The sequence below is a fragment of the Sphingobium amiense genome, assembly GCF_003967075.1.
GTDB lineage: Bacteria > Pseudomonadota > Alphaproteobacteria > Sphingomonadales > Sphingomonadaceae > Sphingobium > Sphingobium amiense.
Genome location: NZ_AP018664.1, coordinates 1,039,809 through 1,056,592, shown reverse-complemented (window position 1 = coordinate 1,056,592; position 16,784 = coordinate 1,039,809). Strand labels below are relative to the sequence as shown.

Here is a 16,784-nt window from a genome sequence, read left to right as displayed (position 1 = left end):
GATGGACGATGCAGACAACACTGTCCATCCGCAAGCCACCCGACCACACATGATTTACGCCGCTGCACTGCAATAAGATGTAGCGTCATGTGTCTTCGACCGCTATCCGTTTTGCCCTTGGCGCAGAGAAGAGAGCCTCACGTGTTGATTGAACGATTTGAACTTCCAGACGTCGTCCACTTCGAACCCAAAAAATTCGGAGACCATCGCGGCTATTTTTCTGAGATATTCCGTAAGGACTGGTTCTCTGAAAATATCGGGGATTTCGATTTAATACAGGAGAATCAATCGCTTAGTGCATCATCGGGAACGGTCCGCGGCTTGCATTTCCAGACCGCGCCTTTTGCCCAGGGCAAGCTAGTTCGCTGCCTTTCCGGGGCGCTCGTTGATGTGATTGTGGACATTCGCCGTGGCTCTCCCGCTTACGGCCATTGGATGGCTGTGGAATTAACGGCTGAACGCGGCAACCAGCTTTGGGTGCCGCCGGGGTTCGCACATGGTTTTTGCACTATCCAGCCGAACACGATTCTCTGCTACAAGGTGACCGCCTATTACAGCGTGGAAAATGACAAGGGCATGGCATGGGACGACCCAGCTGTGGGCATCGAATGGCCATCGGTCGCCAATCCCGAACTTCTTTCCGCCAAGGACAAAGTCCAGCCGACGCTTGCAGAACTGCCCCCCTATTTCTCTTATGGAGCCTGCTAATCCATGCGCGTCATTGTAACCGGAGGAGCCGGGTTCATTGGCTCCGCCGTCGTGCGCCATCTCGTGATCGAGTGCGGCTATGAGGTCTTGAATTTCGACAAGCTGACCTATGCGGGGTATCTGCCATCGCTGCGCGATGTCGAAGCCAGCCCACTTTACCAGTTCTTTCATGCCGATATCTGCGATGCGAGCGCGGTCCAGAATGCCATTGCCAACTTCCGGCCTGATCGCATCATGCACTTGGCCGCCGAAAGCCATGTCGATCGATCGATCACCGGCGCGGCCGATTTTGTTCAAACCAACGTCATTGGCACGTTCACCCTGCTAGAGGGCACCAGGGCTTACTGGAACAGCCTTCCCGAGCCGCAGCGATCGGCTTTTCGTTTCCTTCACGTCTCCACCGACGAGGTTTACGGCTCGCTAGGAGAGGATGGCTTGTTCGAGGAAACCACCCCCTACGACCCAAGCTCCCCCTATTCGGCATCCAAAGCGTCTTCGGATCATTTGGCCAAGGCTTGGGAACGGACATACGGCCTGCCAGTCGTGGTCTCGAACTGCTCGAATAATTATGGGCCGTATCACTTCCCTGAAAAGCTCATTCCGCTCACGATCCTCAATGCCCTCAGCCGCCGTCCGCTGCCGGTATATGGCAAAGGCGAGAATATCCGTGACTGGCTTTTCGTGGAGGACCACGCCCGCGCACTGGACCTCATCGCGGAGAAGGGCGCGCCAGGCCAGACCTACAATGTGGGTGGACGTAATGAACGACGCAACATTGACGTCGTGCGGACGATCTGTAGCATTCTCGACGATCTTGCGCCGGGTGAAACGCCTTATGCCGACCTGATCAGCTTCGTCACCGACCGGCCCGGTCACGATGCCCGTTACGCGATCGACGCGACCAAGCTTGAAAGCGAACTTGGCTGGAAGGCCCGCGAAAATTTCGACAGCGGCATTCGCCGAACGGTAGAATGGTATCTGGCGAATGAATGGTGGTGGGGACCGCTACGCGAACGTTATGATGGAGAGCGACTGGGAACGATCAAACCGGTAGCCGTCGAGGCCGCGCAATGATGCGCATGGCGGTTACGGGGTTGCATGGGCAAGTGGTGCAATCGCTGATCGAGCGCGCCAATAATATTACTGATGTCAGCATTGTCCCCCTAGGTCGCCCGGAACTCGACCTTCAGGATACTGGAACCATTGATCCTGCGCTCAAGTCGGCCCGACCAGATGTCATTGTGTCCGCCGCCGCCTATACCGCCGTGGATCGGGCGGAAAGCGAACAGGATGTGGCCATGACGGTGAATGGTGTGGCGCCCGGTCTCTTGGCTGCCACAGCGAAGGAATTGGGGGTACCCCTCATCCACATATCCACAGACTATGTCTTCGACGGGTTTAAGGACGAACCCTACCGAGAGGAGGATGCCGTCAACCCGCTGGGCGTATATGGCCTATCCAAGCTCGCTGGCGAGCACGCAGTTCGGCAAGCGACTGCCAATCATATCATTTTGCGTACCGCCTGGGTCTATAGCCCATTCGGCGCCAATTTCGTGAAGACGATGTTGCGCCTCGCAGGTGATCGCGAGGAGCTAAACGTCGTTGGCGACCAGCTTGGCGCGCCCACCAACGCGCTTGATATCGCGGACGCTGTTATTGGGGTGGCCCGTCAGATGCTTGCGCGTCCCGATGATATGCAGAAGCGCGGGACGTTTCATCTCAGTGGCACAGGTTATACCGACTGGGCGCATTTCGCCGAAACGATCTTTGAGATATCAGCGACGTTGGGCGGCCCGCAAGCCAAAATCAACCGGATCGCGACCAGCGAATATCCGACACCTGCACGCCGTCCGGCCAACTCGCGCTTGGACAATGACAAGTTGCGCCGCAATTTCAGCATCGTCACCCCGGAATGGCGAGAATCTCTCCCCCGGGTGGTCCAGAGACTGCTGGTCTGAGCGCCAATCCGAACAGTTGGAGATAATATGAAGGGCATCATCCTGGCCGGCGGAAGCGGCACTCGCCTTTACCCGATCACGCAGGCCTTATCGAAGCAACTCATCCCGGTCTACGACAAGCCGATGATCTACTACCCGCTCAGCACGTTGATGCTGGCGGGCATACGCGAAGTGCTGATCATCTCAACACCCCATGACCTGGCGCAATTTCAGAAGCTGATCGGCGACGGGGCACAATGGGGAATGAACATCGAATATGCCGTGCAGCCGAGCCCCGATGGCCTGGCCCAAGCTTTCATCATCGGCGCCGACTTTCTAGCAGGCGGTCCATCCTGCCTTGTCTTGGGTGACAACATCTTCTTCGGTCATGGCTTGCCGGAACTTTTGGCTAAGGCCCGTTCACGAACCGAGGGGGCGTCCGTCTTCGCTTATCATGTGGCCGATCCCGAACGCTATGGCGTGGTAGAATTTGATCGATCGATGAAAGTGCTGAGCATCGAAGAGAAGCCGGAAAAGCCCAAGTCCAATTGGGCTGTCACCGGACTCTATTTTTACGATGAGAAAGTCGTCGACATCGCTTCCAATCTTGAACCGTCGCCACGGGGCGAACTGGAGATCACCGATGTCAATCTACATTATCTCACCCAAGGTGCACTTAACGTCGAATTGATGGGCCGTGGTTATGCCTGGCTCGACACCGGGACGCCTGATAGTCTGCTGGAGGCTTCCGAATTCGTCAGCACGCTGGAAAAGCGGCAAGGCTTCAAGATTTGCAGTCCTGACGAGATTGCCTATCATCAGGGTTTTATCGACGCCGCCGGGTTGGATAAAATCATCGCGCGCCTGGGCAAAAGCGCATATGGTCGCTACCTTTCCCAAATAGCACAAATGTAAAGGGCCAGGCTGAGGCTTTCAGTTTGTTTCTTGCATCGCCTGCATTAGACGCACCTTGGTCTGCGGCTATTGCGGGTGGTTCAATATCCTGAGCGCTTGCTCGTGCAACGCAGGATTGGCCGAAGCGAGAACGGCACCGCCCTTCTCTGCCGGGCTTCCCGCTAGCGTGGTGATAATGCCGCCCGCCTGCTCGACAATCGGGATCAGCGCCACAACGTCATGAGGCTCTAGCTCGGGTTCAAAATTGAGGTCTATAAATCCCGCAGCCAGCATGGCGACCGCATAGCATTCGCCGCCATAACGCGTCATCCGAACGGCCGATGCCAACCGATCAAAAGCCGGCCTCGATCTTGCGTCGAAATAATCGGGCGAGGTCGTGTGCAAAATGGCCTCGGCGATGTCGACAGTCTGGCGCGTGTGCATTGCGAAACGCTCGCCTTGGCATTCTCGCCATGCACCGGCCGGCGATGCCCAGAATCTTTCTCCGGTGAAGGGCTGGCTCATCATGCCAAGCCTTGCGGTTTCGCCTTCGACGAACCCGATAAGCGTTCCCCAGGATGCTATTCCGGATATGAAGGGTCGCGTGCCATCTATGGGATCGAGAACCCACTTAAAGCTGCTTTCCCCGGAAGTGCCGAACTCCTCGCCCAAAATGGCATGATCGGGGAAAGTTGCCGCGATCATTTCCCGCATTGCTGCCTCAGCCGCCCGGTCCGCCTCCGTTACAGGGTCGAACGCATCGCCAACGCTCCCCTTCGCTTCGGCCTTCATGGCGGTCCTGAAACGAGTCATTGTTTCCAGATCGGCCACATCAGCCAGGCTGTGCAGGAAGTCGATATCGGGAAAGATGATCATAGAAGCTCTCAAGTGTGACCTAGCCTTTCATATGCCCCGGCCACAGCGTCACCAGCCAAATATCTTTGGCCCTAATCCGCCAATGCGGCCCGCGCCAGTTCCACCCGCTCCAATACCGGACAATGTTCTGTTCCGAGTTGAATGTAGAACTCCCCTTCGACGCTCGGCGTGAAACGCACCTCCCGCAAAGCGCTCAGACCCAAAGCGTGAAGATCATGGATCAACAACCGAAAACCATTGGGAGTGAAGGCCCATACGTGCGTGTCGCGATATTCGCCGGCAGCAGAAGCCTGCAAGGCGGCGAGTGCATCCTGAGAGTTATGAAGCAGTTCAGCCGCGCCAATGCTTCCGGCGTTCCAACAGATGTTTCCATTAACCGCGGAAGCGTTAAGAATCATCTCTGCCAGTGCGCCCGGGCTCGGCCGATTGGTCCCGTTGAGATGCGTATCAATCACACGAGCCAATCCACTCGAAGGCCGGTAATGATCGAAACAATAGCGCTTGTCGGGCACCGCCAGCGAAAGGATGCCGCCCGGCTTCAAGATGGTGAAGCACTGCTGAAGAAATGTGACCAAGCACGGCATATGCTCGATGACGTGCGAGGCTACGATCCAGTCGAAACGATCTTCGCCCACCAGTTCAGGGTAGCTCGTTCCGTTCCAGACATAATCGATATACGGAACTTTTGCTGGATCTGCGCCCTCGACAGCGAATTTTTGGCGAAGCGTCTCCTGATCCGCTTGGTCGAGGTGACGCACATTCGGTCCTTGGGTCAGCGGGTTATATCCGCCGCCAATCTCCAGCCCCAGGCCGTCCAGATTCAATCCGAGCAATATATGTTTTTGTCGCATTCCAAATCCGTAGCCTCAAAGGTGCCAGTTGAGAAGTAAGGCGCTGGCGGCACGACAACCCCTCGCCTAACGCAGCCGCCCCAAACCAAGGATCAGATCGGCAGCATCGGCCAGTGTCTCTACGACCGGATAACCCGACACAGCGGCCCAGTCCCGATCTGTTTCTCCATAGCCTGTCGTCACCAGCATGCCCTTCGCCCCTGCTCCACATGCGGCTTCGAGATCGCTCCGCTTGTCGCCGATCATGAAGGAGTGGACGAGATCGATGTTGAGGTCGCGCGAGGCATTCAGCAGCAGACCTGGCGCCGGTTTGCGACATTCGCAGCCATCACCCGGCCCATGTGGGCAAATATAGACTCCGTCGATCATGATGCCCTGCGCTGCAAGCAGCGTCGCAACAGCTTCGTTCACCCGATGAGCCTGCTGTTCGCTGAAATAGCCGCGAGCAATCCCCGATTGATTCGTCACCAGTACAAGCAGCCAACCCGCCTTCTGCAGTCGCGCCAGCGAGGGAGCAGCCAAGCGTTCCAATTCGACGCCCGCCGGATCGCTCAAATAACCACGCTCAACGATCAGAGTCCCGTCCCGGTCAAGGAAGACAGCGCGCTTTTTCGGCATCTCTGCAGCGTCTGCCGGCTGGCAAACCGTCACGCCGGCACCGCACTGTCGCCTTTGGCCGCACGCGCAACAATACCCGTCGTACTGCGACCTTCCAGAAGCGCGAAACGCTCCACCTTGCCGCCGTTCGCGATCACGATGTCAGCCCCGACAATCTGATCGATCTCATAATCGGCGCCTTTGACGAGCACGTCTGGGAGCAACGTAGCGATCAGATCATAAGGCGTATCTTCTGCGAAGGCTGTTACAGCGTCGACTGCGGAAAGCGCCGCCAGCACCGCGCCCCGGTCAGCCAGAGCATTGATGGGTCTCGACGATCCTTTGAGGCGCGCCACGGACTGGTCGTCATTCAGTCCCACAATCAGGCGATCACATCGTGACCGGGCATACTGGAGAAGTTGCACGTGGCCGGCATGCAAGATATCGAAACAGCCATTGGTAAAGCCCACCTTCAGCCCTGCCGCCTGCCATTCCTCGCAGCGCGACCGCACATCATCGATGTCGAGTATCTTGACCGCGCTCGACAGCCCCGACCTGCCCTCCCTGGAGATTTCGTCCAACAGCTCGCTGCGGCTGACGGTCGCCGTACCATGCTTGGCCACGACGATACCGCCTGCCGTATTGGCGATCCGTGCGCTGGTTTCGAGGTCCAGCCCGGAGCCGAGAGCAAGTGCGATCGTTGCTACCACCGTGTCGCCCGCGCCAACGACGTCGAACACGTCTCGCGCGCTAGCTGGGATGTGCACGATCTCCTTCCCTTCAAAAAGCAGGCTCATCCCTTGTTCGGCGCGAGTGAGCAGCACGCCTGTGATACCGAACCGTCGAGAAATTTCCTTGACGGTATGTTCGGCCGAATCGTCGTGGGTCGCCCGAATGCCGGTCGCGGCCGCCGCCTCCGACACATTAGGCGTAATGACCATTGCGCCCTGAAAACGATCAAGTTCCACTGTCTTAGGGTCTGCAACGACGGGAATTCCTGCATGGGTCGCCGCAGCGATCACTCGACGGGTGAACTGATCCGTCAGCACGCCCTTGGCATAGTCGGAAAGGACGACGACCTGATGCCCCTCCATCTCCCGGACAACCGTTTCCAGCACCTGGTCGATAATTTCCTGCCCAAGATCACCAACCTGTTCCCGATCTACCCGAAGCAGGTGCTGACCCTGGGAGATGAACCGGGTCTTCTCCGTAGTCGGTCGGCCCGCGTCGCGTATGGCGCGCAGATTCATCCGCTCGTCTTCAGCCGCCAACTCGATCAGTTCGTCGCCGGCTATGTCCCGTCCCACTACACCAACCAGAGTGGAACGCCCTCCGAGCGCGACAATATTTCTGGCGACATTGGCTGCGCCTCCCGGAACGCTACGTGCTTTTTGCGAGCGAATGATGGGCACGGGACTTTCGGGAGAAATGCGATCAACCGCGCCGTCAATGAAGCGGTCGAGCATCAAATCTCCTACGCACAAAACCCGGACCGCATCAAAAACAGGCAGTTTGTCCATATCAGCTCTTACCAATCAAATAGCTCAGTCCGGTGACGATGTGATAAAGCGAAGACGCCGGCGCGGCTTCCACAATCGCACGTCCTTCGGCATCCAGCCGATCATGCCAGAGACCCGGCGAACCAGGGAGGAGGAATCGACGAAATGCAGCGATGCTCTCCAGAACATCCGCCTCTGGCCTAACACTTATGGCAGCGCCTACAGTGAGTGCCGCACGAAGCCGCTCGGTCTGTTGCCACAGCCGCGAGCTTCTATCGACGATCCGCCCCTCTGCGTCAACGGCAGCAATCACACGCCCGTCCGCCACCCCATGGATCGTCCCGAAGGCGTAGAGACGGCGGACTGCCCCGCCCAGATCCATGCCCAGCAGCGATGCTGCCTGGTCGAGAAGGTAGGCCCATTCAAACTGATGGCCCGGTTCCCGGAGGGCACCCAGATCACCCTCGCATACTTGCCAGTCTCCGTCGAAAAACTCTCCGATCGCGCCAGTCCCGGCATCGATAAAATGTCTCGTGGCGAGATCGACAATCTCGCGCGCGACCTCACGGAAGAGCCCACCTTCACCAAGTTCGACCCACGCCAGCATAGCTTCGAGCAAATGCATGTGCGGATTTGCCCGCAACGGCAAGGTACGCGGTCGCGCTTCCTCAAAACCTGCAACAGGATGAGCGAGCAGCCGACGCAATTGACGCAGCAGGTCTTCGGCGGCCGAGCGGAGCGCAAGCGGCTTATCCTGCGCCTGCCACGCTGACGCCAGGCAAAGCAGGACAAAACTTTGGTCATAAATATCCACCGTGTCGGAAACGACATTGCCGGTGGCGTCGATACTCGACCGGTAAAGGCCATCGGGACGCAGATAGAATGCACCTAAGGATTTTAGCCCATGCTCCACTGCCGCGCGCCAAGGACCGTTCCACCCCAAACGACCAGCTTCGGCATAGACGAAGACCTGCCGGGCCTGAACGCGAAGACGCATTGGCCGTTCTTCGGCGCGACCGTCAGAATAAAGTCGGTCGTGGAAACCGCCGCCCGCGTCCCGATTGGCACCGCAGTTCCACCAAAAGGGCAGCGCGTCATCAAATAGCCAGCTTTGCAAATCCTCCCGCTCAAGCTGCCAGTCCAGATATCTTTGTGACCGCCCGCCTTCGCTCACAATGTCTTCAGACCTCATCGCTCGCCGCCTACCCTTCCGTTAGCCGCCAGGACATGTCCGTTATGAAAGCTGACTGGCCGAGGCGCCTGCAACCGCTTGAACGCGGGAGCCAGACGATCGAAGTGCGGATTATAATAGGGATCTCTTTCGAACTGCTTCGCCCAGCGCTCGCGCAAAGCCTGCGTAGCAATGAAGGCCCGCCGCTGCTTCGCTTCGTCATCATTATAGCCGCGTGACCGTGACTCGAAATGATAGAGACAGGCCTGACCGTCATAAAGAATTTTCAAGCCCATGGAACGCAGTCGCAAGCAATAGTCGGTGTCATTGCCTTCGACAGGAAAGGTGGCCACGTCGAATCCGCCCGCCTCGCGGAAAATTTCGGATCGCGTGGCTAGACAGGCCCCAGTGACCATAGAAACTTCCCGAACCAGCAGATGGCGATCCAGATAACCGGGATCGGTCGACGCATCACCGACCCCTTCATGGCTTGCAAAACTATGCCACTCATCCATCACGACGCCAGCATGTTGGACGGTGCCATCTTCATATAGTAGGCGAGCGCCCACCGCTCCAACCTCTTTCCGCAATGCCTGACTGCACAGTTCATCCCAACAATCGGGCGACAGCACAACCGTATCATTGTTCAGGAAAATGAAGACGTCGGCGTCGATGCCCTCTACCGCGCGATTGTTCATAGCGGCCCAATTGAAGGCACCGTCGTGATCAATGACCTGCACTTGCGGCATGCGTGCGGCCCGCGCGAGAAAATCCTTGGTTTCCTGCGCCTCGCTGCGGTTGTTGACAATGATGAGTTGCAGCTCGACCTGGTTGTTCGGCAGCGATGCTTCAATGCTACCCAGACAGGGCATGAGCAGGTCGAGCCGGTCGCGTGTCGGAATGATGATAGCAGCCTTCGTTCCGCTGCCCACCGGCCAATGAACGCGCAATGCTTGGGTTGGCGCTTTCAAGATATCTTCGAGTGGCGACGCAGCAACCTGCGGCTCCACTCGCGCGAGATGGTCCCGAACGACCGCCAAGCGGTCCTCCAAGCTCAGTTCTCCCGTTGCCGAGTTTAAATGATAAAGCACTCGCGGAATGTGCCTCAGCTGCGCGCCCGCTTCCGCGCTGCGCAACACCAGATCGAGACCCAGTGCATTGTTGAACGCGGAACGCATGGAATGAACCATTAGATGGTCGCGGCGGATCGCGAGGACCGGGCCACATTGATCCTGCTGAAGGTTCAGTGTGCGATCGAAGACACTGCGAAAAGACGGATCGATATGCCGGGGACCGATCAACCAGGGCTCGCCCTCCAGTCGATCCGAATCCGAATAGGCCATGGTCGCGCTATTGAGGGCGGTTGCAAATATCGACACCGCGTCCGGCGTAAGGCAACAGCCGGCTGGTAGCAGCAGCATATGCTCGGCATTGTTGGCGGCCACTAAGGCATTGATGGCGTCAGCCTTCCCACCCGTGCCGGTCAAACGCGCTATGATTTCGGTGCTTGCCTGCTGACGTCGGGCAACATCAATCGTCATCTCCAACTCAAGCTTTAGATCATTGCCGCTATAGATTACAGCGATCTGGGCTGGCCTGCTCTCCTGCCCCGCAAGGCTCACCAATGTTTGCTCCAGTTCGCGCGCGCTCGCATGGGTCGCATCGACCAGGACGCACATGTCCAATCTGGAGGCGCCCGGAGCGATCGCCCGGTGCACCGGCGCATAATAAGCCCGAAAATAATCGTCATAACTCTCGATCGAATAGCCGAGCGCCATATTAAAGCCTGGAAGCTTGCCTTCGATGCTGTCCAGCAGGCTCCGAAGTCGGGTGAGTTCACCGCGGACTTGAGCAATGGCATCAAGCGGTGGCGAACGGAAGTCATGCGTTTCAAAGCGGCCAATCACGAGGCCGGTTGAAGCCTCGCGCACCTCGGCCAGCCCTTTACGGCCTTCCAACGCCTCAGGGGTTATCCGCATCTGGAAGCCGACCAGCCCTCTGCCCCCCCACCCCTCGCCCATCCTGTGGGGCCTCGTGCCAGTACGTGCCGCTGCTATAAAGCGACCATTCAGATGCAGTTCGACGAGCAGCGGCTTGTCAGGATCGCGCCGATCAACAGCCCAGCCGATGACGTCGCTGCCGGACCAGGATTCAACCGCGCCGATTACATGCGCAGAAGATTTCCGAAGCGCCTTCAACCCGGCGATAAAGGCCCGCATGGAAAGCCCGCGCCATTCGCGCGCGATCCGCCTGCGGAACCGCCGGTCGCAAAACAGCAATTCGAACAGTTGCGCCCAATCGCCAGCGCCGCGCACCTGTTCGCGCGTGGTCATGGTCAAGGGGAAGAAATAGGCCGCCCAGCCCGCCAAACTTTCGTCCGGTGCGACATCATAAGAACCGCCTTCGATCGGCAAACGACGGACTACGCGGCTCCGCAATGAACGAAATTCGGCGCTCTGGAACAATGCGGGGACGCTCTTGGCCATCGGTCTGCAAAGACCGGCCTCGACCTCCGCCGACACTGGCTCCCGGCCAAGTGCAATTCGATAAAGGAAGGATAAATCCTCCGACGAGGGGAACCCGTCCGGGCTAAAAGCGGGCATTCACAACTGGCCTTCCAATTTATCACCGAACGCTGATATCGAGTGCACCGTCTCGATCGCTCCGGTGATCGCAGGCCATACTTGTTCAGGTTCAGAAGGTCCATCGCACGTTTCCGACATGGCTCTCGACCTGCTGCGATGCAGCGTCTAAAGCAGGGCGGGCTACCCACGGCAATTACAGGAATGAACAGAGTGCATCATCAAGGTTCCGCCGCTTCGTCGGCCAGGAACAGTGCGCGGGTCCGGGAGCTTCGGGAGCTTGTCAGCGCAATTGTCCAAACCCGCGGGTCCGAGCTGGTGATTGATGCCGCTCCAAATCATGTCGAAGGAGAGGTGCACGATCTGGTCATTGCCGACCGCCTCCTGCAAACGATCGACAACTATCGACAGGCGATCCAGCAATGGTTCGCCTCAACTACGCTCGACGGGCATTTGATCGTCACCGTGCCCCACGCGTTTCTTTATGATCGCCAGATCATGCTGCCATCCCCTTGGGACCGGCGGAATCGACGGCTTTATACGCCTGCTGCGCTGGTTAAGGAGATAGAGGAGGCACTCCCGCCCAACAGCTACCGGCTCCGCCTCGTCAGTGACGATGATCGCGGTTATGACTATGGTCGGTCTGACGCACGCCCGCCGATGGGATCGAGCGACATTGTCGCTGTCCTGCAAAAGATTGAGGCTCCGCTATGGTCGGTCACACCGGAAGGGGAAGCCGGGAATGCTTCATCAAGAGATGACTTTTTTTTCCTCCCGCGCACTCGCGTTGAAGCGCCGCAAGCCAGGAGATGCGCTAATATTCTCCTCCTCAAGCTCGATCATCTCGGCGACTTCATCATGGGCCTGCCGGCGATTGAACGTGTTCGCGCCCTGTTTCCGCATTCGCACATAACGCTGGTCGTAGGGTCGTGGAACGAGGAGATGGCCGTCAATTCGGGCTTGGTCGACCGGGTCGTGGCATTCGACGTCTTTCCGCGCAATGCGAGCGAAGAAGTGATCGACGTGCACGGCAAGAAAGCGTTGTTCGAAGATAGCGTAGCCGAAAGCTACGATCTGGCTATTGATCTGCGTACGGACCCTGACACACGCTTTCTGCTTTCGGACCTTCAGGCAAATGTGAAGGCTGGTCTGGGAATGCAAAGCGATTTTCCCTTTCTCGACATCTTCCTACCTGTGGATTTCAATCGTCACGGCCCCGAAACGTCGCTTGAGGATCGGTTGAGCCATGGGGACTTCGGGTCCGCTTCGGTTTGCCTGCGTAATGATTTCCGGCTCGGCTATGATGGCAGCGGCCGACCCAAGCGTGGCGCGCTCATTTGGGGTCCTTATCGCGATCTACCACAGGGGTCCTATATCTTCGAACCCCTGATGGAGGTTGGCCGGGGCCGATCTTCGGCATCCTTTCTCATTGACATAACGCTCGATGGACAGGCGGTCCGCCAAGAGATCATAACCGGTCCAACAGTGCCCAATCTTGCTTTTGATGTAGGGGCGAGGGGTGCGCGTTTCGAAGCCCGCATCTGGGCAAACCGATGGAAACGGACCTTGCCTTTCAGCTTCTACGGGGGCCGACTGTATCGCAAGGGTTCCGCCAACATCCTGCATCAGACTGAATATCTGCTCCTGCTCATCGAATTGATCGCGATTCGATTGCAAAGGACCGGCTTGTTGCGCGAGGTGATGGCGTGAGCGAGCCGCTGGAGATCATCGTCTCACCTTTTTCGAACAGCCTTGTCCGCGACTGGCCTGGCGCCTCCTATTCCGCGCTTATTCAATTGCTTCTTGAAAGCCTGCCCGCCGAGGTCCTGATCCGTGTCATTGGCACGCAGTCCCAGGCTATGCGAGCCGACGAGATCGTCCGTAGCCTGGACGCGGCGCGTGTCTTTAACGATTGCGGCCGCTATGCTTGGGCAGTCGTGGAAGCAGCCCTAGGCAGGGCTTCGTGCGTCATCGGCAACAATTCAGGAATTGCCCATCTCGCCGCGCGGCTCGGCATACCGACTGTATGCGTCTTCGGCGGATCGCATCAGCGGGCGGAATGGCGACCGATCGGGCCGAATGTGACCATCATTTCAAGAGCGATCTGGTGTTCGCCCTGCCATTTGGATCGGCTTGCTCAATGTCACCATGACAAGGCTTGCTTGCGCGAAATAGGCCCTGCTGAGGTGGCTAAAGCGGTCATGGCGGGCATGGCGCGCGAGCGAAACATGCCCAAGAAGCATATGGCTGAGCGGATTTAAGGACCATAGCTGTATCGCAAATTTGGATCTCTTGCGATGAGGCGATGATTTTTGCCTGTGCCACAAAATCGAGATTGCGGGATCATGTTGACCTGAGCGATACGGCTTAGGCGCCGTCGAGCAACAATGCGTCACTAAGCGCCGAGTGGAATACCGGTCTGATGGAGTACCGAATGCAGCGTGTAGTTCGCCGAATGAAAAGATTCCTGTCGACGTCGCCGGTATCTGCCAAACAGTCAATTTCTCAAGCCAATGCCATGGGACTGGCAGCGGCAGCCACCGAAGAGGATGTCGCGAACTGCTATCGCCTGATTCTGGGCCGGAAGCATGAAGCCGACGCCGTCATCGAGGAAAAGCTGGGCCTTGATCGAGCGACGCTGATCCGGGCGTTTTTCTCATCTGAAGAATTTCGGTCCGACATCAGCGCCTTCATAGAAGGGCGACTACATGCGAGCCTGTTCAGCGGTCCCGTGACGGGTGATCTGCGACGTTGGGCGGCCGCCCTGCTTCTCCCGCGTGAGCATGATGAAGACGCCCTCGCTGAAATTCAGGATCTCGCACCTTTACTGGCATTCTGCCTGGGCTACCCGATCCTCGCCAATCTGCTCGACGAATCCCTCGGCGAAGGTCAGGCGGCCGTCCTCGCTCCTCTCGCCGCAAAAATCGCCAAGCCTCGGCTCAAGGCATCGACCTGCCGCGAAGATCTTCAGAATTGCTATCTTCTGTTCCTGCAGCGCGCGCCGGAATCCGAAGATGTCATCAAGGCCCGCCCCGATACACCTTTGGCCGAATCCATCTGCGATTTCCTCGTTTCTCCCGAATTCGCCGCCAAGGTCGCCTATGCTGCGATGGACGGCCGGTTCGTCAAAGCACAGATGCCGCCGGCCGTTCCTGCGTGGGCAACCGAGAAGCTGTTGATCGAAAACGCGTCATCGCTTGATATTTCGGCCATGATAGCAGCGGCGCTGACCCAACCAGCCATCGCCCACGCCTTAAGCGGCCGCAAGCTGTCCTGGTCTGTGCCCGAAGTGGTGCGCCGCCTGCGACTGGCAACAGGCGAGAGCGACGCGAAGAATCTTGCCTCGCTTCATGATCGGCTCGAACAGATTGGCCTTAATCTGGAGATCTTGACGAGCAACGACATGCAGCTCGGCTCCGAAGGTCATATGATCGAGTTTACAGGCAACGATCCATGGGTTTCGTTAACACCGGTCGGCCCTGCGATCGAAGACGATCTGCTCGCCCTGCGTTTCCGCGCATCCATTGATGGTCATGCCACAACGGGGCAGCTTTATCTAGATTACGGGGAAGGCTTCGCCGAAGGCAATTCCATTCCGCTCAGTCCTGATCTCAACGGGTTTCATCGCGCCACAATTGCGGCTCCACGCCGTCTCGTCGCGATCAGATGGGACCCTGCAGCGACCACTGGCACCGCCAGCATCTCGCTGATGGAAGCCATGCCATTGACCACCGAAACCTATTTTACAGAAGAATTTGGCGGGATCGATCAGGCAGGCGGGGCGTCTCTGCTCCTGCGCTTCGCGATGGAAGCGAGCCGCCGACCGGAAACACCCGCGGCGATGGCCCTGACACGTATACTCTCGCCGATAACCGACGCCAGCTACAATCACTGGATTTCGCGCAACGAGCCTCAGGGCGCACCAGGTCGCGAGGAATTAAAGAAGCGCTATGAGGCATTAGCGGATCGCCCGCTGATCAGCATCATCGTGCCAACCTACAATCCTTCCGCGACTGCCCTGGGTGAAATGATCACCAGCGTCAGGGAGCAAGTCTACGAAAATTGGGAACTTTGCATAGCCGATGATGCATCGACCCATCCTCATGTCAGACGGATCATTGACGAGGCGGCGATCGAGGATCGCCGTATTAAGGTCGTGCACCGCTCGACCAACGGCCACATCTGCAGAGCTTCCAACAGCGCGCTCGAACTCGCTACTGGAAGCTGGATAGCCATGCTCGATCACGACGATACGCTGGCGCCCCAAGCGCTCCTTGCCGTCGCGGAATATCTCGCGGCACATCCATCGGCAGGGTTGATCTATTCCGATGAGGACAAGCTGGACGAACGCGGTCAGCGCTTCGATCCCTATTTCAAGCCTGACTATTCGCCTGAATTGTTGCTGGCTCAAAATTATGTGAACCATCTCACCGTGATGCGCGCGGACCTGGTTCGAGAGGTCGGAGGATGGCGAACCGGTTTTGAAGGCAGTCAGGATCACGATCTTATTCTACGCATAATCGAAAAGCTGCAACCCAAGCAAGTCGTTCACATTCCTCAAATATTGTATCATTGGCGCGCCCTCACCGGTTCAACCGCTCTCGACAATGAGGAAAAGGACTATGTGCTGCGAACCGGCGAAGCGGCCGTTCGCGAGCATCTCACCCGAACCGGCCAGGCAGGCAAGGTAGAGGTGCTAAAAGGCGTGCATCATTACCGGGTGCGCTACGCGTTGCCGGAGGAGGCCCCGCTTGTCTCTCTCATCATTCCAACGCGCGATAAGGCCGACGTTCTCAAGATTGCCGTCGACTCCATCTTGAAGAATTCCACCTATGATAATTATGAAATCATTATAGTAGATAATGGGTCATCGGAAAAAAGCACGTTCGAATATTTCTCTTCTCTAGCGTCCTACGAAAACGTAAAAGTTGTTCCTTATCCTCACCCATTCAATTATTCTAAGATCAATAATTTCGCTGTCGAACACGCCTGCGGTTCGGTCATTGCATTGGTCAACAATGATATTGAGGTCATAACGCCCGATTGGATCGAGGAAATGACGTCATGGGCGTTGAAAAAAGACATCGGCTGCGTAGGAGCCAAACTCTACTACCCAGACATGTCCATCCAGCATGCAGGCGTGATAGTGGGTCTCGGCGGATGCGCGGGGCATTCGCACAAATATTTCCCGCATGACGCGGCGGGCTATTTCAACCGCTTGCAGGTCCACCAAAATCTGTCCGCCGTTACCGCCGCGTGCCTGTTCGTGCGTCGAGAGGTTTTCGAGGAAGTGGGCGGCCTGGAAGAAAGGCTGACAGTCGCCTTCAATGACGTAGATTTCTGCCTTCGCGTCCGCGAGGCGGGATACCGGAATCTCTTTACGCCTTTCGCCAAACTGTTCCATCATGAGAGCATCTCTCGAGGCGCAGAAGACACGCCCGAAAAGATGGCGCGCGCCGCAGCCGAGGTGAAATTCATGCGGGATCGCTGGAAGGAAAAGCTAACGATCGACCCTTATTATTCACCACATTTGCCCTATGATCGCGAGGACTTCGGTATCAACTTGGCAGGTTTGCGATATTGAGCAGACAAGCAGGCCATCCGGTCCTAAAATGATGGTATAATGCCAGACAGGCCTACCCTTCTCCCGGAATTCAATTCCGTGCTCT

The 16,784-nt window shown here is 57.5% G+C and carries 13 protein-coding genes; 7 read left to right on the top strand and 6 right to left on the bottom strand.

All coding sequences use genetic code 11. The annotated features are described in order from the left end of the window. Positions 1 to 141: 141 nt before the first annotated feature. The 4 genes from rfbC to rfbA are packed head-to-tail and all read left to right on the top strand — an operon-like array spanning position 142 to position 3,560. The gene (gene rfbC, locus SAMIE_RS04960) at positions 142 to 708 is read left to right on the top strand and encodes a dTDP-4-dehydrorhamnose 3,5-epimerase (protein ID WP_066702222.1); all 567 of its coding nucleotides are present in this window, start codon (positions 142 to 144) and stop codon (positions 706 to 708) included. A gap of 3 nt (positions 709 to 711) precedes the next feature. Further along, the gene (rfbB, locus tag SAMIE_RS04955) at positions 712 to 1,782 is read left to right on the top strand and encodes a dTDP-glucose 4,6-dehydratase (protein WP_066702224.1); all 1,071 of its coding nucleotides are present in this window, start codon (positions 712 to 714) and stop codon (positions 1,780 to 1,782) included. Continuing rightward, positions 1,779 to 2,666, top strand: a complete 888-nt coding sequence (gene rfbD, locus SAMIE_RS04950; protein ID WP_332004147.1) for a dTDP-4-dehydrorhamnose reductase — start codon at positions 1,779 to 1,781, stop codon at positions 2,664 to 2,666. Before rfbB ends, rfbD begins: the two co-directional genes overlap by 4 nt. 27 nt (positions 2,667 to 2,693) lie before the next feature. Beyond that, positions 2,694 to 3,560, top strand: coding sequence for a glucose-1-phosphate thymidylyltransferase RfbA (gene rfbA / locus SAMIE_RS04945; protein WP_066702236.1), 867 nt, complete (start codon positions 2,694 to 2,696; stop codon positions 3,558 to 3,560). 66 nt (positions 3,561 to 3,626) lie between these two features. Here the strand turns inward: rfbA and hisN are convergent, their stop codons facing one another. The 6 genes from hisN to SAMIE_RS04915 form a co-directional block, all read right to left on the bottom strand. After that, positions 3,627 to 4,415 carry a histidinol-phosphatase gene (gene hisN / locus SAMIE_RS04940; RefSeq protein WP_066702237.1) on the bottom strand — a complete coding sequence of 263 codons (789 nt, stop codon included), beginning with the start codon at positions 4,413 to 4,415 and terminating at the stop codon, positions 3,627 to 3,629. A 71-nt stretch (positions 4,416 to 4,486) separates the two neighbouring features. Then, positions 4,487 to 5,266: a methyltransferase domain-containing protein gene (locus SAMIE_RS04935; protein ID WP_083952582.1), complete on the bottom strand. Its 780-nt coding sequence runs from the start codon at positions 5,264 to 5,266 to the stop codon at positions 4,487 to 4,489. Between the two features lie 66 nt (positions 5,267 to 5,332). Then, complete coding sequence (locus tag SAMIE_RS04930; RefSeq protein ID WP_066702240.1) at positions 5,333 to 5,884, bottom strand: D-glycero-alpha-D-manno-heptose-1,7-bisphosphate 7-phosphatase; 552 nt, start codon at positions 5,882 to 5,884, stop codon at positions 5,333 to 5,335. A gap of 29 nt (positions 5,885 to 5,913) precedes the next feature. Further along, a complete protein-coding gene (gene rfaE1 / locus SAMIE_RS04925) occupies positions 5,914 to 7,383 on the bottom strand; it encodes a D-glycero-beta-D-manno-heptose-7-phosphate kinase (protein WP_066702241.1) in 1,470 nt (489 codons plus the stop codon). A gap of 1 nt (position 7,384) precedes the next feature. Next, entirely contained in the window at positions 7,385 to 8,554 is a 1,170-nt protein-coding gene (locus tag SAMIE_RS04920) for an AGE family epimerase/isomerase (protein WP_066702242.1), read from the bottom strand. After that, positions 8,551 to 11,136, bottom strand: a complete 2,586-nt coding sequence (locus tag SAMIE_RS04915; protein ID WP_083952583.1) for a glycosyltransferase — start codon at positions 11,134 to 11,136, stop codon at positions 8,551 to 8,553. The genes SAMIE_RS04920 and SAMIE_RS04915 overlap by 4 nt, the downstream gene beginning before the upstream one ends. 138 nt (positions 11,137 to 11,274) lie before the next feature. On the opposite strand from SAMIE_RS04915, the gene SAMIE_RS04910 reads away from it, so the two are divergent. The 3 genes from SAMIE_RS04910 to SAMIE_RS04900 all read left to right on the top strand — a co-directional run bounded on the left by SAMIE_RS04910 (position 11,275) and on the right by SAMIE_RS04900 (position 16,699). Beyond that, positions 11,275 to 12,825 (top strand): glycosyltransferase family 9 protein, encoded by a 1,551-nt coding sequence (locus SAMIE_RS04910; protein ID WP_126516750.1) that lies wholly within the window; start codon positions 11,275 to 11,277, stop codon positions 12,823 to 12,825. Further along, positions 12,822 to 13,376: a glycosyltransferase family 9 protein gene (locus SAMIE_RS04905; RefSeq protein WP_066702247.1), complete on the top strand. Its 555-nt coding sequence runs from the start codon at positions 12,822 to 12,824 to the stop codon at positions 13,374 to 13,376. Before SAMIE_RS04910 ends, SAMIE_RS04905 begins: the two co-directional genes overlap by 4 nt. Positions 13,377 to 13,570: 194 nt before the next feature. Then, positions 13,571 to 16,699, top strand: coding sequence for a glycosyltransferase family 2 protein (locus SAMIE_RS04900; protein WP_162849032.1), 3,129 nt, complete (start codon positions 13,571 to 13,573; stop codon positions 16,697 to 16,699). Positions 16,700 to 16,784: the final 85 nt, after the last annotated feature.